Source organism: Cyclobacteriaceae bacterium (assembly GCA_025808415.1).
Lineage (GTDB): Bacteria > Bacteroidota > Bacteroidia > Cytophagales > Cyclobacteriaceae > UBA2336.
This window is the reverse complement of the sequence record CP075525.1, coordinates 1,258,653-1,276,942: the sequence shown is the minus strand read 5'-3', so window position 1 is coordinate 1,276,942 and position 18,290 is coordinate 1,258,653. Positions and strand designations below refer to the sequence as shown.

Here is an 18,290-nt window from a genome sequence, read left to right as displayed (position 1 = left end):
TCAATGCAGATCATTTACTTCCCTTTTTTGAGGTTGACACAATCTTGTTTATTACTTTCAAAATACTTTCTATATCACTAAGTAGTTTTCCGGGTTTTGGGTAACTTTTTGAGAAATCACATAATTCTAACCAGTACTCAGTCTCCTCTGCTTCCTTCTGTGCTATCTTCATTTTATGAATAAAGTCAGCTTTACTTTCTGCCCCTTGTGCCTCTCTCACATTAGCCCCGACAGAATCCGGATCGCAATACCTGATCAGCAAAAGCAAATCGCTTTTTGTCACGTAGTATCTCCGAAAATTCCATTATCTCCAATGCAAACTGGAAAGTCATTTTTACAATTATGTTTTCACTATAGTTCCTCATGTTAATTGTCTAATTGACTCATTAAGAATTGATCATTAACTATTAACGAGTTTTAACATACGTTCCACCACTTCTCTGTCGTCAAATGGATGTTTCACACCCTTTATTTCCTGATACGTTTCATGCCCTTTGCCTGCTACCAGTATGATGTCCTTTTCATTGGCCATCATGCAGGCGGTTTTAATAGCTTCTTCACGATCGGCTATCACTAATGTTTTGCGTGCATCACTTGGACCAATTCCGGTTTGCATTTCGCGAATGATTTCCATGGGGTCTTCATCGCGTGGATTATCAGATGTGAGTACAACTTTATCACTAAACCGAACGGCTATACTGGCCATTAGGGGGCGCTTTGTTTTATCACGATTTCCTCCACAGCCAACTACAGTAATCACCTGCTCATTGCCCGTGCGGAAAGATTTAATTGTTTCCAGTACATTCTTGAGTGCATCGGGTGTGTGAGCATAATCCACAATGGCAATAATTTTTGAACCGGGTAAAACCAACTCAAACCTGCCGGGCGCACTATGAAGCGATGAAAGAATGGTAAGGGTTTGATCAGGATCCTGATCAAATAACATAGCCGCACCAAACACTGCCAGGATGTTATACGCATTGAAATCACCAATCAACTTAAACCAGATTCGTTTGTTCATCAGCTCCATTTCCAGGCCCTCAATGGTGTTGCTGATCATCCTGCCTTTGAAGTCGGTTAACTTCTTCAACCCAAAGGTGTACTTGGTAGCTTTTGTGTTTTGAAGCATTACCATGCCGCGTTTATCATCAGCATTTACAAGTGCGAAGGCATCACCACTTAATTCATCAAAGAATTTCTTCTTTGCCTTGATATAGTTTTCAAAGGTCTTATGGTAATCCAGGTGATCGTGGGTGATGTTGGTAAAAATTGCCCCGGCAAACTTCAACCCCGCAATGCGTTCCTGATCGATGGCATGTGAACTGACCTCCATAAAGGCGTAAGTACAACCAGCATCCACCATGTTCTTAAGAAGTTCATTGAGTTGAACCGGATCAGGTGTGGTATGCGTAGAGGGCAACACCTGGTCAACAATGCGATACTCTACCGTGGAAATCAAGCCGCACCGATGACCTAACGAACCGAACAACTTGTACAACAATGTAGCCACGGTTGTTTTTCCGTTCGTACCGGTTACACCAATCAGCTTTAATTTTTGTGACGCATTGCCAAAAAAGTTAGCAGCAATAATTCCCAGCGATTTCGCGCTATCTTTAACTGTGACGTAGGTTGTTTTTTCATATAGGGTTTCAGGTAAAGTTTCACAAACAATTGCGCTCGCTCCTAAATCCACCGCTTTTGAAATAAACTGGTGCCCGTCCGACTGTGTGCCTTTAACAGCCACAAATAAAAATCCGGGCTTTACTTTTCGTGAATCAAAGCATATACCGCTCACCGCTACATCCATATTACCGGAGGTTGAGGTGAGTGACACTTTGTATAATATATCCTTCAGTTCAGTCATTTCTTTTCAATACTGGCTACCCCAGTTGTATATAAATTCTGTCGCCTTTTGAAACTTTACCGCCTGCCGTAATCGACTGGCTCTTTACCCTTCCCTTTCCTTCATATATTACTTTCAAACCCGCTTGCTCCAACAAGTAAAGGGCATCACGAAAAGTCATTCCTTCTACATCGGGCACAATACCCTGCCCGATTGTATTCTTCTTCCAACTGATTGAATTGCCATTGATGGAGCTTCTTACCCAATCTTCCTCAGAAGATGAATGATTTGAAATGCCGAGCACATTACAAAGCATGGTTAACTCCTCCTGATTACCTGCGCGGATAACCGGAAATACACCGGGCTCAACATATTTTTTCTCCATCGCCAATTGCAGGTTGATGTCGCGGGAATAAATGTTGTCGGCAATTTCTTTAAAGACCGGGGCGGCTACATTACTTCCGTATTGATGCCAGCCACGTGGATTTTTAATCAGCACAATAGCTGAATACTTTGGTGCATGTGCCGGGAAATAACCAACAAAAGATGTGATGTACTTCTTGGTATACTTACCATTCTCCAGAATTTGAGCCGTTCCGGTTTTTCCAGCAATACGATAGTGTGTTCCCTTTATTCCTTTAGCTGTGCCGTTCTCCACCACACCCTCGAGCAAAAGCTTAACCTTATTCAAGGTTTTGTCAGAACAAATTTTGCTTACAATCACATCGGTCTCATAATTTTCCTTTTCGCGATCAGCCCGTTTTACAGACTCCACAAAAACAGGCCTGATCATTTTTCCATTATTGGCAACTGCATTGTACATAGCCAAGGTATGTAAGGGCGTGATTTCAATTCCATAGCCATACGCCATCCACGGTAAACTGATACCACTCCAACCTTTTTGTCCGGGCCATTTGAATTTAGGGTGAGGCTCACCCGTTATCTGAATACCCAAGGGTTGATGGATTTTCAAACGTTCAACATGATCCATGAATTTCTGTGGGCGTAAACCAAAATTTTTATCGGCCAGCCTGGCCATGGCTACGTTGGATGAATGCTCGAATGCCTGACGAACAGTTATTTTTCCAAGGCCACCCTTTTCATGATCGCGAACGGTGTTTTTATAAAACTTAAATTCACCATTGCCGGTATCAATACTATCCGACAACTCCATGTTACTGTCTTCCAACAGGGCAATCATAGTAATTAACTTGAATGTGGAGCCCGGCTCAAACAACCCACCGGTAGCATAATTGAATTTTTCGTAAAAGTTTCCACGGCCATCACTGCTCAGGTTGGCAATGGCTTTAACAGCGCCAGTTTTTACTTCCATCACCACCACCAGCCCATCATCAGCATTGTGCTGCATCATCGCCTTATGCAATGCCGTTTCGGAAACATCCTGAAGGTTGATGTCTAATGTTGTCTGAATATCCAGGCCATTAATGGCTTTTACGTTTTCAGTATCAAAAACCGGTTTCCAAACCCCACCCGCAATTTTCTGATAGTACGCATAGCCATCCTGACCGCTTAGCTGATCATTAAAACTGTATTCCAGTCCGGCACCTTTTTCGTTTTCATTTACAAAACCAATAGTGCGCTTACTCAGGTTAGCAAACGGACGATACCGGATATCCACTTTTTCAAAAATTACGCCTCCACGCAAGCGACCTTCACGAAAGATTGGCCATTCAGTCATCATTTTTTTATCCTGATAGCTGATTTGCTTACGATTAACAATGATGTACTGCTTGCCCGATGTGCGGGCATCAATGAGAATACGCTTATAGTCGAGGTAAGACTTATCTCTATAGTATGAAGCCAGTTTGCGCGCCAGAGAATCAACACCTTCTTTAAATACTTTTTCGTTTGGAAGGGTGGCATCAAAAGCAACCTTATAAAAAGGCAGGGAGGTTGCCAGTAAACTTCCATTATCCGAATAGATGTTACCACGGGTAGCTTTAACTTTCTTATAGTCAAAAGAAATCTGCTCGCCCATTTGCACCCACTTCTCTCCTTCAACCATTTGTATGTGGCTGATTTTCACCACCACAGCAATGGCAAACAACAGCACAAACAAAAAGGCTACACGAACACGCAGTAATATCGATTTCTTAATATTCACTTTTCTTCACTACTACTTTATAAGGTGGTTTCAAGGTTTCTTTCAATCCGTGGACGCTAACCTTACGCGCCACTTCCGATTGCTTGCTGGCATACATCAGGTCGGCTTTTTTGGTTGTATAGTCGGCCCGCAAATCTTCCACTTCAGCCTGCATAGCATTTATCTTCCTTACGGTCTTTTCTGCATAGTGTGTATTGCTGATGTACAACAGCCCCAGCACCATTACAAAAATTATCTTCGGCAGATGTTGAACCGGAAAACCCTCCTCAAAGTAATTTTCAAGCTTAAGCTTTTTTTCAATTGTCGAGAACACACCACTTCCAACACTTCTTCCGGAGCTTTTTAGTTTTGGTTCAATTCTGAATTTGTTGTCGGCCATTCTACATCGTTGTTCGTTGTTCGTTGTTGGATGTTCGCGAATAACGAACAACCATCAACGATCAACTATTTCTTTTCTGCTATTCTAAGTTTTGCACTTCGTGCTCTTTTGTTTTGTTCTATCTCTTCTTCCGAAGCTTCAATCGGTTTCCGGTTTACAGCTTCGAAGGGTTTGAGTACGTTTCCGTAAAAATCTTTCTCCACTTCTCCGTACACCTTTCCTTTGTTAATAAAATTTTTTACCATCCTGTCTTCCAATGAGTGGTACGACATCACCACCAATCGTCCTCCGGGCTCTATCACTTCGCCCGCCTGGTGCAAAAAATCTTCAAGCGCCTGCATTTCGTTATTCACTTCAATGCGCAACGCCTGAAACACCTGGGCGAAGTATTTATTTTCTTTTCCACGCGGAGCAAACCGGCTAAGCAACTGTCTTAAATCTTCGGTACGTGTAATTTTTTTTGTTGCACGTTCCTGAACGATAGCTTTGGCAACTGTTCTGGCATTTTTCACTTCACCATACATGCCCAGTATTTTATGCAGCGCTGCCTCATCATATTCGCTTACCACTTTGGCAGCGGTTACCGGGCCGTTTTTATCCATTCGCATATCCAGCGGGCCATCATACCGGGTTGAAAAGCCGCGTGTCGGTTCATCTATCTGATGAGAAGAAATTCCAAGATCGGCCAGTATGCCGTTCACTTTGGTTACTCCATTCAACTTCAAAAACCGTTTGAGGTGCCTGAAGTTGGCGTGACAGAATGTGAAAGAACGGTGCGTGATTTTTGTTGCCTCACGCTGGGCATCTTCATCCTGATCGAAAGCGATCAACCGACCGCCTTTTATGTGTTCCAACATAGCCAGACTATGTCCGCCACCACCGAAAGTCGCATCTACGTACGTTCCTTCGGGGTTTATCTTTAGTGCATCAATGCACTCTTTTAACATTACCGGCTTGTGATAGCCATGAGTTTCGAGTTTCAAGTTGCTAGTCATCCAATCTTTACTTTTTGTATAAATGATTGAATCATTTTTTGCTCTTCATCTATACCCAAAAGCAACCTTTTTCTCAACTCACTATCCCCATAATTCAGCATGTCAATTATCAATACCTGAGTCTCCAGTTCAAAAGCAGATCCCATTGAATACTCCAGAAACTGCACGTACTCCTTCTTACTGTTTTTTGCACTGCCTTCTGCAATGTTTGAAGGAATTGAAACTGCCGCCCGAGTCGTTTGGCTTTTCAAGCCAAATTGCTCCTCTTTCGGAAGTTTACCTGCCAACTCATACGTCAGAGCCACCAACTCCATTCCTTTCTGCCAGATTTTAAGCTTCTTAAAATTTTTCATCGCTTACTATCTAGAAGCTAAAAGCTTGCGGCTTGTAGCTAATGGTCTAAGTATTTCTGCGCCAGTTTCGACAACTCACTTGGGTCTGCGATCAGGTGTTTCTCGTAGAGTGTGGGATTCCAGATTTCAACTTTGTTGCCCATTCCTACCAGCATCACATCTTTTTCGAGTTGGGCATAGGTGAGCATGTTTTTGGGAAGTAAAAAACGACCGTTGCCATCAAGCTCAACCGTGGCCGTGCCACTGAAAAAGTTGCGCTGAAGCGTGCGGTACTCCTCGTTAAACTCGCTCAATCCGGAAATTTTTGAGAACACCTTCTTGAATTCCACCATGGGATAGAGTATGAGGCAACGCTCAAACCCCCTGCGCAATACAAGCTCACTATCCCCTTCGGGCCCGCCTGACGGACTGGCAGGCAGTTGAGCCTTTACGCGCGCAGGCAGAACCAATCTGCCTTTGGCATCGAGCTTACTTTCATATTCACTGGTGAAAAAGGTCATTGACGTAGTGGTTGTCCATTCCTTATTAAACAAACATAAGTATTTTTAAACCACTTTCAACCACTTTCTCCCACTTTTTTACATTTTATGCCAAAAATCCCGTTAAAATCACCTGATTTTGGGCCAACACACCTCCCATGCTGACTATTGAAATTTGGCAGGCGAGGGTCATATCGGTTAATGATCTGATTATTGCTATTTTTAACTAGTGCGTTCTACATCCCCTTACCAACAAGATTTTGACCCTCTATGAAAACACTAAACTTAACCCTTGTTATTCTTGGTCTGCTGATGATCAATGAGTTACAAGCCCAAATGGGTATACAGGCGGGCGCCACTGCCCTTAATGGAGATTCCTTTTTAACCGATGATGGGGAAGACCTGGTAGGGAGTTCTGTTGGGTATACTGTAGGGCTGACCTATAACAAAAGGATTGCGCCCTTTCTGGTGCTTCAACCTTCATTGAATTTACTGAATAAACGTTGGCGGGATGAATTGGATGACGTTAATGGTGATATAACCGTCACCCTGATGAGCATTAACTATATTGAAATTCCCGTTCAGCTGATGTATAAGCAAAATAAGGTAACCGGTTTTTTTGCCGGAGGTGGACCGTCCCTTATCTATGGCATTTCAGGTAAGCGCAAAATCACCTTCAATGGCGATTCATCCAGTACCGACTATGAGTTTGGGGATGCTGAGGGTCAGGAAAATCCACTGACCATTGCAATTAATATGATGGCCGGCTACTCGTTTCGTACTATTCAAATAGGACTGAACTACACCCATGGCCTTACCAATCAATCTGGTGATGAACAAACTCAAGGTAATGCGCAGCATGTGGCTCTCCGTATTGGCTATGTTTTTGGAGTACGGTAAGCTTCGAGTTTACCAATGAGTTTGCCGGTTATCCTCGGGACGCAGTTTTGTTGGTGAAGAACAAGTCGAGTAAGCAAGGTCATTTCAGCCCAAGCTTCTCACAGAACCGTGCGTGAAAGTCTCCCTTCACACGGCTCTTGTTATCCAATCACGCTGTTATTCCCTGCTTCCAATGATAAAACAAGTCAGGATTTGCCGTGAGTATCTCCCGATACTTCTTATACAGCTTATCCTTACCCAGTATTTTATGCGTGTTCTCGATCCATTTCCGAATCAAGCCATTCAAGTAATAAAATACCTGACGTGCTTCATCTCTATCAAATTTGGCGTAGTAGTTCAGCCATCCTCGGATTTGCGGGTTTAACTGCCTGGCAAAATCCAGGAGCGTTACATTGCTCCATTTTGTCCGCAGTATATCCCGTAATTTCATCCTGATGCTGGCTTTAGCTTGTGTGCTAATCGCTGCCCGAAAAACAATTACCCGTTTCGTCTTGTCGAACTTGCTTCGAATTGTCCGGGGTTGAAAACTGTAGCTAAGAAAAGTGAAGCTCTCATTCTCATGGCTCTCTTGCCGCTGATAATTTTTGCAGTACACAATCTTCGTCTTCCCCGGATGTAGTGTGAGTTTAAATGTCTCCATCCGTGACTTCAACTGGGCAAGCAATTGCTCCGCATCTTCTTTACTATGACAGTGAATGACAATATCATCTGCATACCGCTCAAACGGGTTGCGCTTATGATGTTCTTGCATCCACTCGTCAAAGGCGTGATGTAGATATACGTTAGCCAACAATGGACTTATTACACCTCCTTGCGGTGTGCCTTTTGTCCGGGTTGCTATGCTCCGATCTTCCTGTTCCACGCCTGCTTTCAACCAGCGCTCTACATATATCAATACCCATTTCTCTTGGGTGTGTTGTTGTAGAAGCTGCATCATGACCTCATGGCTGATGTTATCAAAGAACCCTTTAATATCCACGTCTAGCACCCAGCCATACTGCTGACAGTGCCTTTGGCATTGGGCTAATGCATCATGTGCACTCCTGCCTGGCCTGTAACCAAATGAACTGTTGTGAAAGATCGCTTCCATTGTAGGTTCCAGATAATCTTTTACCACCCCTTGAGCAATCCGGTCGCTTACCGTGGGTATGCCTAACGGCCGCTTACCGCCTTGCTTCTTGGGAATAAGTACCGTCCGAACCGCAGGTGGAAAATAACTGCCCGATGCCATGCGATTCCAAAGTTTGTACAGGTTGTCGGCCATGTTCAGATTGAACATCTGAATAGTCTCGTGGTCGATTCCTGCACCTCCGTCTTTCGCAACCACCTTCAGGTAGCTGTTCCATACCATACGTTTACTGATCGGTAATGATTTTGTCATTTTCTTCCGTCTTCCTCCCCCGACTTTCGGGGTTGTTACAAAATACTTCTAACTGGATAACCGAAGCCCTTCGCTCCATCTTCATTACAAAGACTTCTTCACTAATATGGCTTCGACCGAGGCTCTTTGTTGCTTCTCCCGACTGTATCAGGATTGAGTTGCCGTCTGAACTGTTGTCTTGCTGTCCAACAGTCCTCCGATGGGCCATCAGAGCTCCGGCAAAGCTTTTCTGCGCATCAACAAAGCAGCTTCTCACGTTCCGAATAAAAGCCTGTACATAGTTCCTGCCGCCTTAATGCCGGTTGATCTGTAACCAAAACACAGATGATCGTTACAGTTTGTCCCAGTAGCTGTTGGAAACCTCTGGTTTTATCAACAAGGTGCCGTTTCGACACGTCATGAGCGGTTCAGTGAAATTCAGCTCCCATGTACGCACCTGATCCCGTCTTACCGAAACCTTTTGCCTGAACGTTCAGCACCATACCTTTTGAGCACAGCACCTTCAGGTGGTTTAGTATCTGTGTCTGCTCACCGATACTGGTAGACCATGCCTACATTCCCTTTCGGTTGAAGGCTACTACCATCTTTTATTCAGCATTCAAAGAACATCCTATTCTTCAATTCGTGACACACCCAACAAAGGCTAGAAATCTCCTTTAAAGGCTTTAAAAGGGCAAGAAATGGCTCACTATCTGAAATATTAGCGGAATGACCGATTATGAAAGGCCTTGGTGCTCATTATAAACACATCTCTAAATGAAAGTTGAATTCAGTAAATTAATTAATTCTCAATCCAGGTGTCGTCAATCCAGTCGGTCATTTGTAAAAATGCAGGAATAGAGCATGCTATAGCATTTCGGATATGTTCCGGAAGATCATTACGTAACCATAATGTTCGGTTGTAATCATTAAAAGACAATTGGAGAGCACCTGCGCACTTGTCATTATAATAAAAGTGAAAACCATAAAACCCACCATCATTTCCGAAAATAACAGGGGGTGATCCTTTCTTCCGGTCCTGCACTATAGAAATCGTAATCGTGTCTTGTTGATTATAGAGTTTGCCCAAAAATTCATAAAAGCCCTTAGCCTTTAATTTTGAACCATGGGCATGGGTAGATTCAATCTTCCAACCTACGCCTGAATTATTAAATAGTTTAGCCATAAGGTTAATTCGGTATTCCCGTGTGTTTGTCCAAGTGCTCTTGTTCAATTCAATATTGCGGTTATCAGAAAAAGCCTGCAAAATAAAATTACACTGCGCTTTAAAATCATTCGGCCCTGAAAGTGCATAATAATGCTTGCGGTCATTCCAACCACGCTCGGCAAAACCTTCGGTAATAAATGTAAATCGAGGAGTCCAATCTAATCCCTGCACGGTCATCCATTGCGTTTTTGATTCTGTGACTGAATAATCTCCCATCCGCCAAAGCGGAACTGATTTAAAGGATAACTTAGATACTTCTAAAAAACAACTTGTACTATTGACCTCAAGATCCTCATCAATTTTCATTAAGCCAATACGTTTTTGCCGCTGTGCAAAAGCAAAATTTATTGTACTAAAAAGTACTACAAGAAAAAGGAATTGTTTTTTCATGATCAATAGTCTTTAGGTTAATAAGACTAGAAAATTGTTATTACTAAGAAATCATAACTTTTCTTAAAATTCTGTCCCAGCAGAGTCCCTTGCAGGAGACTCTGCAGAGAAGGAAGCGTTAACAAGTAACAAACATGTGTAAAGTACTATTCTCATTCTTATTCTTATTCCCTTTACATACTATATATTAATTCCCTTACTGCTTTATTTGCTTATGGTGTTTTTAATGCAGAACTATTTCTTCACCCTCTTAAAATACTCCTCCAACGATAAAGTTACCAATGTATCAATCACCTCCTGAGGTACTTGGTAATGTAATTGCTCTCCTCGTTCACTGAATACTTCCGTCCAGTGGGTTCGATTGTCCATGTAAATCAGTGTATCGTTTTTGTAAATTGATGTAATCAGTTTGTATTCCAGAAGGTGTTTGTCATCACCCATGTCTTCCGAAAATCCCATTGGACCACCCCAGTATACACTCTTTATAGACTTTGAAAGTATTCTTAGTTGCGGGATAATAATGTTACTGTAACGTTCTGAAGAATCATTTTCAGAAATTTTAAAGTTTTGGGGTAAGACTTTTGCGGCAAAATGGCAATTTGCATCAAAGGAAGTTTTGCTATTCGACACAAATTTTACATCACTAAAACTTTTAGTATAAGCCATTACTATTGAATTTTCAACTGACGATCGGTTAAAACGTATTTCACCGGAAGTACGCAATCGGTTTGTAGATTCTACTTGGTGGCAAATATTACTACGATGTACAGAGTATCCTTTTCCGGCCATATAAGTATCAAGAAATAATCGAGATTTCGTGTCTACTCTAGTGTAGAGGTCTGTGTAAAAAAATGAATTTTTACAAGACATAAAACACAAGAAAACAAAAACTAGGAAACAGAAATTCTTCATCGAAGTTCAATATGTTGTTAACATATATTCTAACCATTTTAAGTAACTTAGCCCCAACTTATTGGCTTGAGAACCATCAATCTTAACTCCATAATAATTCTTTTTAATAACTCCATTTACAATCCAGTCCATGCCAACATAAAGTAGGGATTGACCAATACCAATTTCTTTCTCAAAGGAAATACCTTGGAATGTACTACTCAACCCGCCCCAAACAAACAAATCCACATGTCTCCATCCTCTCGACCTAAAGTCTTTTTCCTTGGAATAGGCAAAATCAAAAGCCGTGTTTTGCAGGCCGTATTTGATAAAGTTGTCACCGTGCTTCATTAGTGCGTTAGTCAGTACATTCTTCTTCTTAAACTTAACTAGTGTCTCCTGCCCTTTAGCTTGTTTGAAAATGGTGTGTCCCTTCACAGCCTTGCCAATGCCCACATAGGTTGAAAGTGCGCCCCCCACAAATTCCTGGGCTCCTTTATAGTCAAAACTTGCACCATTAACAGCCCATGTTCCAAACCCTCCGACACCCATTCCCCATAATTTGCTTTGAAAACCTACACCAACTGCACCACCAAGATATCCCGCAGCGAAATCACCTAATGTATGCCAACCAAGACCTTTTTTCTCATCAAAGTTAGAAATGGTGTTGATAACACCAGCCTTTAAACCGGCAGCAATTGCTTTCTTTGTAAATATCTTGGCCAATGTGGTTGCGAAAAAAGCCCATTCCCCGTCCGGATCTACCATCATTACAGGATTGTTCCCCATAGCCAAATACGGGCTAGCAAACTGAAACTGAGGGTCAGCGGAGTGAAACCTGCCAATGATTCCGTCATAGTTGCCTCTTCCTGAGAACCTGCTCCATCCTGTTAACTTCTCAAACTCAGCAAATTCTCCCTGGTATAGGTAACTATTTAGTGGCCTGCTGATATCCACATAATGTGTACCATCCAGCACAACTCCAAAAGGATCGTAATCAATGCTCCGCCCTTGTTGGTGTTCTTCACCAACAAGGAATTCTGTGCCGAATGCATTATCCATCAACATGCACAAAAATTCCCAATACTCTTGATTCTTCCACTAGTAATTTGCACCAGAATACTTGTAGGCCCAAGGTTGTTGAGAGTGACCATCCGGATACTGCTTAACGTGTAGAACCATATTTTAAAAATACGATTTTACCGATTATACTATTACGTAGTTTTGTTTGTGAAAAACTCCAACAAGACGTCTTAGCCCGCGAACATTTTCACGCAAAAGCCTGTTCTTCACCTTTAACCTACTATTCTATGCGCTATTTACCGGTATTATTCCTCCTTTTAATGGCTTGCTCAGGTGCAGAAAAAACAGAAGTACACACAGGAACCTGGCGGGGCATGCTTGAATTGCAAGGTCAGGAGTTGCCTTTCACCTTCGATTTGGAGAAAAAAGAGGACCAATATGTAGCCTGGATCATAAACGGTAAGGAAAGGTTATACCTCGATGAAGTCCTTGTAACGGCAGATTCCATCACGCTAAACGTCCATATTTTTGATGCGGTTTTTAAGGCCGCTATTAACGGATCGGAAATGAATGGACTTTTCATTATTCAATATGCTGACAATTACCGCATTCCGTTCAGGGCCACACACGGTAAGGACTACCGGTTTGCGCCAACCGACACCATGGCATCTGTTGTCGATTTTTCCGGAAAATATGCCGTTCAGTTTTTCAATGAAAACAATACCGTTGATGCATTAGGCATTATCACTCAAAAAGGCAATTACGCTGAAGGAACCTTCCTTACCCCAACCGGTGATTACCGGTACCTGGAAGGAAACGTGTTAAACGATACGCTCTGGCTCAGCGGGTTTGATGGTAATCACCTCTACATTTTTAATGCAGTAAAGTCAAACGATACCCTTTCGGGGATTCATTGGCTTGGAAAATCGCGTAACCGGAAATGGACAGGCGTTAAAGATGACCAGGCCAAACCTCCGGTTTCGGAATCGCTAACCTATTTAAAGGAAGGGCTTACCACATTGGAATTTACCTTTCCGGATGTGGAGGGAAAGTCCGTCTCGCTTCAGGATGAACGCTTTAAAAACAAAGTTGTGGTGGTTCAGATTCTTGGTTCATGGTGCCCAAACTGCATGGACGAAACCCGCTTTCTTACCGAATGGTATCCTAAAAACAAAGATCGCGGCATCGAAATTATTGGCTTGGCTTACGAACAAAAGGCCGATTTTAATTACGCCAGCGGAAGGGTTAAGAAAATGAAAGAAAAACTAAACGTTCCCTATGACATTCTGATCGCAGGAACCAACGCCAACGCCAGCGAGACGCTTCCTGCTCTCAATCGGGTAATTGCCTTCCCAACCACTATCTTTGTGGGAAAAGATGGCCAGGTGAAACATATACATGCTGGTTTCTCCGGACCAGGAACGGGCGTCTATTATGAACAGCAAAAAGAACGGTTTAATGAAATGGTGAATCAGTTATTAAAATAGCTATTAGTCACTAGCTTCTAGCTGCAAGCCTAAGTCAACAACCTATAGGCTAGCAGCTAGAGGCTAGTAGCTTGCAGCCTAAAGCCTAGTATGAAAAAAAGAGTTGTAGTCGGTTTATCAGGTGGTGTTGATTCAAGCGTAGCCGCTTACTTATTAAAAGGGCAAGGCTATGAGGTGATCGGCATGTTCATGAAAAACTGGCATGACGACTCAGTAACCATTTCCAACGAATGCCCCTGGCTTGACGACAGTAACGATGCCATGATTGTGGCGCAACATCTTGGTATTCCCTTTCAGGCCATTGATCTCAGTAAAGAATATAAAGAACGCATTGTCGATTATATGTTTGCTGAGTACCAGGCCGGGCGCACACCCAACCCGGATGTGTTGTGCAACCGTGAAATTAAATTCGATATTTTCCTAAAGGCTGCAGTAAAGCTTGGCGCTGATTATGTTGCCACCGGACATTATGCGCGCAGAGATGAAATTGAGATAAACGGTAAAAAAGTCTACCGCTTGATGGCCGGAAAAGATCCGAACAAGGATCAAAGTTATTTTTTATGCCAGCTTACGCAGGAGCAATTATCAAAAGCACTTTTTCCCGTAGGAGAACTGCTGAAACCGGAAGTACGTGAAATTGCTAAAAAAGCAGGACTGGCCACGGCAGCGAAAAAAGATTCGCAAGGGTTGTGTTTTGTCGGCAAAGTGCACCTCCCTGAGTTTCTGCAACAACGACTGGAACCTAAAAAGGGAAAAGCGATTGTTATTCCAGAAACTGCAAATGCATACAGTAATGGGCAATCATCGGATGAATTGATTTCGTCAACTCAACCTTATGTCTATCATCAAAGTGAAGGGGAAGTAGTAGGTGAACACAACGGAGCGCACTACTATACCATTGGTCAGCGTAAAGGCTTGAACATTGGTGGCCAGCCGAAGCCCTTATTTGTTATTGGCACAGACACCGAACATAACATTTTGTACATGGGCATGGGTGAAGATCATCCCGGTTTATATCGCAAGGGTTTGTTTGTACCAAATGAAGATGAACATTGGATTCGTGAAGATTTGAAATTATCCGTAGGCGAATCGAAAAATTATAAAGCGCGCATTCGCTATCGCCAGCCGCTTGAGCCTTGCACACTCCATAAAAAAGAAGAAGGCTTATACATTATCTTCGAACGACCGCAAAAAGCCATTACCCCCGGCCAGTTTGCTGCCTGGTATGAAGGTGATGAGTTGATCGGATCGGGTGTGATTAGTTAATTCGTTAATTGCTCAATTAGTTAATTAGCCAATTGAACAATTCCACAATTCAGAGACTAATCAACTGGTAAACTTTTATATTTATATTGATAGAATGAAGCACCTTTCTCAAATCTTTGCACTACTGCTGCTTGCAAGCTGTACACAAAAAATTAAAGAAGATAACATATCCTGGCAACTCGGTCCCTTTGTAAAAACTGATTCGCTAAACCCGGTACTGGAACCGTTAGCATATACTTCTTTTTATTGTCCGGTGAGAAAAGACACTGTGCGTTGGGAAGAGAAAGATGTGTTCAACCCCAGCGCGGTGGTGCGTGAAGGAAAAGTATACCTCCTCTACCGCGCAGAAGATACGGTAGGAAAATATGCCGGCACCTCTCGCCTCGGATTAGCAATTAGTGAAGATGGATTGCATTTCAATCGCATGCCCAAACCGGTGTTTTATCCGGATGAAGATGATATGAAAAAATTAGAATGGGAAGGTGGCGTGGAAGATCCCCGATTAGTGGAAGATGAATCCGGAAGATATATCCTCACCTACACCTCATATGATGGAAACATCGCCCGGCTGTGCGTGGCAAGTTCTACAGATTTAATTCACTGGACAAAACACGGGCTTGCATTTAAAAATCATCCAGAACTGTGGTCGAAATCGGGGTCGATTATAACTACACAGCAGAATGACCGGTTTATCACTACGAAAATCAAAGGGCAATATTATATGTATTGGGGCGATACGGATATTTTTCTGGCCACATCCGATAACCTGCTGGATTGGGCACCGGTATATGATGGGGATGCATTATTGAAAGTATTCAGCCCGCGGCCCGGTAAATTCGACAGCGACCTGGTAGAGCCCGGACCACATGCCATGCTTCGTACTGAAGGCATTATATTGATCTACAACAGCCGGAATAAATTAGATAAGGGTGATCACAATTTGCCCGATGGCAATTATGCAGCGGGACAGATTTTGTTGGATAAAGAAAATCCGGCAAAGGTGTTGAAGCGATCTGAAGATTATTTCATTACGCCCGATAAAGATTATGAAATTACCGGGCAAGTGAACAACGTTTGTTTTGTGGAAGGATTGGTGTATTTCAAAAACCGTTGGTTCCTGTACTATGGAACTGCCGATTCAAAAATTGCAGTGGCTGTTACTGAATAGCATCTATTCCTTTGAAAAACCTGAAACCCCACCCGACACCACATACTTCATGGCCACAGGGCCTGAGATATCTAACGGTGTAACCCTGTCCTTTGAAATCACAAAATGATCGCCTGAAAAGTTATAGGCATGTGGCAAATAGACAGAAATCATGTCGCTCAATCCCAACTCGCTTAAATCGCTCTGCGTTACAAATCCAATCTGATGAAGGTTATTCTCTTTGTTTAATAACACCAGCACAGGCCTATTGAACTTTTTCTTATCGCCAACAAAGGCTCCAATCAAATCTTTAATAGAAGAATAGATCAGTTTTACCATAGGAATTCGGTTAATGATATGATCAAGCCAGGTGGAGATCGTTTGAAACGCGAGGTTTGATGTTAGGTAACCAAACAAGGTAATGGCCGCTATAATAATAATAAAACCAACGCCCGGGTACGGAATACCCAACAAGTTATCAAGCCATGAAAAGGAAATAAAAATCACATAACCGGTGGCCGCGACCGGCACAATAAACAACATACCGCTAAAAAAATAGCGGATAATTTTACGAAAATTGGTTTCCATATTTTTGAGTTTTTAAAATCAGTTTTAAAAAGTTCGTCTCCATATCCCACCTTCTGCAGTAGAGATTTTTTTGGTTAGGCCAATTCAATAATCCTCTTTTCACGGTGGCTGTCAAACGCAGCATCAGTAATGCGCATAACCTGTACGCCTTCATCGGCTGTTACCGGTAACGGCCCATCGTTGGCAAGAGAACGATAGATGCCGTCATAATATTCCATGTAGTTACCGGGTAGTGTTTCAATCTTATCACGAACAACCTTGCCATCAATTTCTGTATGAAGTAGTCCCTGCTCCTTTTCAGGCTCAACCCCCCACCCCTTGCCGGAAGGTTTTTTACCAGCCTGCAAATCAGTTTCCTGCACATCGGCACGCGTTTTCAAGAACGATCCTTTTGTACCATGCACAATGTATGACGGAGCAGGTTCCCGAACAAAATACCCGGCCCTGAGCCGCACCCTCAGGGAAGGATAGAGTAAGAGAATTTCAAAATAGTCATACACCTTAGACGAAGCACGGGTAATGGCTAAATCTGCAAAAACAGCCTGGGGCATTTTAAATAAAACCAAGGCCTGGTCAATTAAATGCGGACCGAGATCGTGTACAACACCGGCTCCCGGTTGCACTATTTCCTTATGCAGCTTGGGGCTGAGGGCAGGGTTGTAACGGTCGTAGGAAAACGAAACTTCTACCAAATCACCAAGAACACCTTTGCTGATAATGTGCTGAACCGTTTTAAAATCACTGTCCCATCTGCGGTTCTGAAAAACCGACAACTTTCTATTCACTTCGGTTGCCAGTGTTTTCAATTCCTCTGCTTCAGCTGCTGTGGTTGTGAAAGCCTTCTCAACAATTACATGCTTCCCGGCTTCAAGCGCCCTTCTTGTAAATTCATAATGTGTATAGGTGGGTGTGTTTACCACAACAAGCGCTATGGAATCATCGTGCAATAATTCTTCCAGCGAAGAGTAACTTTTAGTTTCAGGATAAAGCTGCTGTATGTTTTTTGCCGATCGCTCCCAGGCTCCTGCAAGTTCAAATCCGGGATGCGCGTGAATAAATGGGGCGTGAAACACCCTGCCCGACATACCAAATGAAAGAAGGGCTGTTTTGATTCTCTGCATAATGAATAACGTTAAGCGTAAGTTTTATACTTCTGGCTTAAAAAACAAAAGGCCTCTGCCGTAACAGAAGCCTTTTGAGAAATCAATATCGTAAGGCTTTATAGGGAGAAACCCATGAAGCTCAGAAAACCAAGCGACATTAAGCCTACCAAAATAAACGTGATACCTAATCCACGAAGCGGCCCGGGCACATTAGAATACTTCATCTTTTCACGAATACCCGCCAAAGCTACAATGGCCAATAACCATCCAATACCAGAACCCAATCCAAACACGGTGGCTTCAGGTAATGTGTAGGAACGGCCAACCATAAACAATGAACCACCAAGAATGGCGCAATTCACAGCAATCAACGGAAGGAATATACCAAGCGATCCGTAAAGTGCCGGTGAAAATTTCTCAATCGCCATTTCGGTTAACTGAACCATGGAGGCAATTACGGCAATGAATACAATAAACTGGAGGAAGGTCAGGTCAACCGTAGCCAGTTCAGGACTGATCCACGCCAGTGAACCCTGGTTTAAAATATGGTTTTGGATAAGCCAGTTGATGGGCACGGTGAAACCTAACACAAATATTACGGCAACACCTAGCCCAAAAGCAGTTTTTACTTTTTTCGATACGGCCAGGTACGAACACATGCCTAAGAAATAGGCAAATATCATATTATCGATAAAAATGGAACGTACGCCAATGCTGATTAAATTTTCCATAA

Annotated in this window: 18 protein-coding genes and 1 pseudogene; 4 read left to right on the top strand and 15 right to left on the bottom strand. The window is 42.8% G+C overall.

Annotated features, from left to right (window positions below; translation table 11 throughout):
* Positions 1-10 precede the first annotated feature (10 nt).
* The 7 genes and pseudogenes from KIT51_06040 to mraZ all read right to left on the bottom strand — a co-directional run bounded on the left by KIT51_06040 (position 11) and on the right by mraZ (position 6,195).
* Positions 11-365 (bottom strand): annotated as a pseudogene (locus KIT51_06040) (four helix bundle protein).
* A 35-nt stretch (positions 366-400) separates the two neighbouring features.
* A complete protein-coding gene (locus KIT51_06035; protein UYN87812.1) occupies positions 401-1,864 on the bottom strand; it encodes a UDP-N-acetylmuramoyl-L-alanyl-D-glutamate--2,6-diaminopimelate ligase in 1,464 nt (487 codons plus the stop codon).
* 16 nt (positions 1,865-1,880) lie between these two features.
* Positions 1,881-3,968 (bottom strand): transpeptidase family protein, encoded by a 2,088-nt coding sequence (locus KIT51_06030; GenBank protein UYN87811.1) that lies wholly within the window; start codon positions 3,966-3,968, stop codon positions 1,881-1,883.
* Positions 3,958-4,347 carry a hypothetical protein gene (locus KIT51_06025; protein ID UYN87810.1) on the bottom strand — a complete coding sequence of 130 codons (390 nt, stop codon included), beginning with the start codon at positions 4,345-4,347 and terminating at the stop codon, positions 3,958-3,960. The genes KIT51_06030 and KIT51_06025 overlap by 11 nt, the downstream gene beginning before the upstream one ends.
* A 65-nt stretch (positions 4,348-4,412) precedes the next feature.
* The gene (gene rsmH, locus KIT51_06020; GenBank protein UYN87809.1) at positions 4,413-5,342 is read right to left on the bottom strand and encodes a 16S rRNA (cytosine(1402)-N(4))-methyltransferase RsmH; all 930 of its coding nucleotides are present in this window, start codon (positions 5,340-5,342) and stop codon (positions 4,413-4,415) included.
* Positions 5,339-5,695: a four helix bundle protein gene (locus KIT51_06015; protein ID UYN87808.1), complete on the bottom strand. Its 357-nt coding sequence runs from the start codon at positions 5,693-5,695 to the stop codon at positions 5,339-5,341. Before KIT51_06015 ends, rsmH begins: the two co-directional genes overlap by 4 nt.
* A gap of 38 nt (positions 5,696-5,733) precedes the next feature.
* Positions 5,734-6,195 (bottom strand): division/cell wall cluster transcriptional repressor MraZ, encoded by a 462-nt coding sequence (gene mraZ, locus KIT51_06010; GenBank protein ID UYN87807.1) that lies wholly within the window; start codon positions 6,193-6,195, stop codon positions 5,734-5,736.
* A gap of 249 nt (positions 6,196-6,444) precedes the next feature.
* Here mraZ and KIT51_06005 point away from each other — a divergent pair, with 249 nt between their 5' ends.
* Complete coding sequence (locus tag KIT51_06005) at positions 6,445-7,074, top strand: PorT family protein (protein ID UYN87806.1); 630 nt, start codon at positions 6,445-6,447, stop codon at positions 7,072-7,074.
* Positions 7,075-7,222: 148 nt separating this feature from the next.
* On the opposite strand, the gene ltrA is transcribed toward KIT51_06005, so the two are convergent.
* The 5 genes from ltrA to KIT51_05980 form a co-directional block, all read right to left on the bottom strand.
* Entirely contained in the window at positions 7,223-8,455 is a 1,233-nt protein-coding gene (gene ltrA / locus KIT51_06000; protein ID UYN87805.1) for a group II intron reverse transcriptase/maturase, read from the bottom strand.
* Positions 8,430-8,711: a hypothetical protein gene (locus KIT51_05995; GenBank protein UYN87804.1), complete on the bottom strand. Its 282-nt coding sequence runs from the start codon at positions 8,709-8,711 to the stop codon at positions 8,430-8,432. Before KIT51_05995 ends, ltrA begins: the two co-directional genes overlap by 26 nt.
* A gap of 525 nt (positions 8,712-9,236) precedes the next feature.
* Complete coding sequence (locus tag KIT51_05990) at positions 9,237-10,052, bottom strand: hypothetical protein (GenBank protein UYN87803.1); 816 nt, start codon at positions 10,050-10,052, stop codon at positions 9,237-9,239.
* A gap of 234 nt (positions 10,053-10,286) precedes the next feature.
* Positions 10,287-10,718, bottom strand: coding sequence for a hypothetical protein (locus tag KIT51_05985; GenBank protein UYN87802.1), 432 nt, complete (start codon positions 10,716-10,718; stop codon positions 10,287-10,289).
* Between the two features lie 252 nt (positions 10,719-10,970).
* Positions 10,971-12,005 carry a hypothetical protein gene (locus KIT51_05980; GenBank protein ID UYN87801.1) on the bottom strand — a complete coding sequence of 345 codons (1,035 nt, stop codon included), beginning with the start codon at positions 12,003-12,005 and terminating at the stop codon, positions 10,971-10,973.
* Between the two features lie 248 nt (positions 12,006-12,253).
* On the opposite strand from KIT51_05980, the gene KIT51_05975 reads away from it, so the two are divergent.
* The 3 genes from KIT51_05975 to KIT51_05965 all read left to right on the top strand — a co-directional run bounded on the left by KIT51_05975 (position 12,254) and on the right by KIT51_05965 (position 15,887).
* Positions 12,254-13,453 (top strand): TlpA family protein disulfide reductase, encoded by a 1,200-nt coding sequence (locus tag KIT51_05975; protein UYN87800.1) that lies wholly within the window; start codon positions 12,254-12,256, stop codon positions 13,451-13,453.
* A gap of 90 nt (positions 13,454-13,543) precedes the next feature.
* Positions 13,544-14,719, top strand: coding sequence for a tRNA 2-thiouridine(34) synthase MnmA (gene mnmA, locus KIT51_05970; GenBank protein ID UYN87799.1), 1,176 nt, complete (start codon positions 13,544-13,546; stop codon positions 14,717-14,719).
* A 94-nt stretch (positions 14,720-14,813) separates the two neighbouring features.
* A complete protein-coding gene (locus tag KIT51_05965; protein ID UYN87798.1) occupies positions 14,814-15,887 on the top strand; it encodes a glycosidase in 1,074 nt (357 codons plus the stop codon).
* A gap of 3 nt (positions 15,888-15,890) precedes the next feature.
* Here the strand turns inward: KIT51_05965 and KIT51_05960 are convergent, their stop codons facing one another.
* The 3 genes from KIT51_05960 to nqrE form a co-directional block, all read right to left on the bottom strand.
* Complete coding sequence (locus tag KIT51_05960) at positions 15,891-16,454, bottom strand: DUF502 domain-containing protein (protein ID UYN87797.1); 564 nt, start codon at positions 16,452-16,454, stop codon at positions 15,891-15,893.
* Between the two features lie 74 nt (positions 16,455-16,528).
* The gene (locus KIT51_05955) at positions 16,529-17,575 is read right to left on the bottom strand and encodes a Gfo/Idh/MocA family oxidoreductase (GenBank protein ID UYN87796.1); all 1,047 of its coding nucleotides are present in this window, start codon (positions 17,573-17,575) and stop codon (positions 16,529-16,531) included.
* A 98-nt stretch (positions 17,576-17,673) separates the two neighbouring features.
* The gene (gene nqrE / locus KIT51_05950; GenBank protein ID UYN87795.1) at positions 17,674-18,288 is read right to left on the bottom strand and encodes an NADH:ubiquinone reductase (Na(+)-transporting) subunit E; all 615 of its coding nucleotides are present in this window, start codon (positions 18,286-18,288) and stop codon (positions 17,674-17,676) included.
* Positions 18,289-18,290: the final 2 nt, after the last annotated feature.

Bases quoted from the DNA above. Each gene is read 5' to 3' on its own strand.
- KIT51_06035 (UYN87812.1), bottom strand. From the start codon at position 1,864: ATGACTGAACTGAAGGATATATTATACAAAGTGTCACTCACCTCAACC.
- KIT51_05985 (UYN87802.1), bottom strand. From the start codon at position 10,718: ATGGCTTATACTAAAAGTTTTAGTGATGTAAAATTTGTGTCGAATAGC.
- KIT51_06015 (UYN87808.1), bottom strand. From the start codon at position 5,695: ATGAAAAATTTTAAGAAGCTTAAAATCTGGCAGAAAGGAATGGAGTTG.
- KIT51_05960 (UYN87797.1), bottom strand. From the start codon at position 16,454: ATGGAAACCAATTTTCGTAAAATTATCCGCTATTTTTTTAGCGGTATG.
- KIT51_05955 (UYN87796.1), bottom strand. From the start codon at position 17,575: ATGCAGAGAATCAAAACAGCCCTTCTTTCATTTGGTATGTCGGGCAGG.
- mraZ (UYN87807.1), bottom strand. From the start codon at position 6,195: ATGACCTTTTTCACCAGTGAATATGAAAGTAAGCTCGATGCCAAAGGC.
- rsmH (UYN87809.1), bottom strand. From the start codon at position 5,342: ATGACTAGCAACTTGAAACTCGAAACTCATGGCTATCACAAGCCGGTA.
- nqrE (UYN87795.1), bottom strand. From the start codon at position 18,288: ATGGAAAATTTAATCAGCATTGGCGTACGTTCCATTTTTATCGATAAT.
- KIT51_05965 (UYN87798.1), top strand. From the start codon at position 14,814: ATGAAGCACCTTTCTCAAATCTTTGCACTACTGCTGCTTGCAAGCTGT.
- KIT51_05980 (UYN87801.1), bottom strand. From the start codon at position 12,005: ATGGATAATGCATTCGGCACAGAATTCCTTGTTGGTGAAGAACACCAA.
- KIT51_06005 (UYN87806.1), top strand. From the start codon at position 6,445: ATGAAAACACTAAACTTAACCCTTGTTATTCTTGGTCTGCTGATGATC.
- KIT51_06025 (UYN87810.1), bottom strand. From the start codon at position 4,347: ATGGCCGACAACAAATTCAGAATTGAACCAAAACTAAAAAGCTCCGGA.
- mnmA (UYN87799.1), top strand. From the start codon at position 13,544: ATGAAAAAAAGAGTTGTAGTCGGTTTATCAGGTGGTGTTGATTCAAGC.
- KIT51_05975 (UYN87800.1), top strand. From the start codon at position 12,254: ATGCGCTATTTACCGGTATTATTCCTCCTTTTAATGGCTTGCTCAGGT.
- ltrA (UYN87805.1), bottom strand. From the start codon at position 8,455: ATGACAAAATCATTACCGATCAGTAAACGTATGGTATGGAACAGCTAC.
- KIT51_05990 (UYN87803.1), bottom strand. From the start codon at position 10,052: ATGAAAAAACAATTCCTTTTTCTTGTAGTACTTTTTAGTACAATAAAT.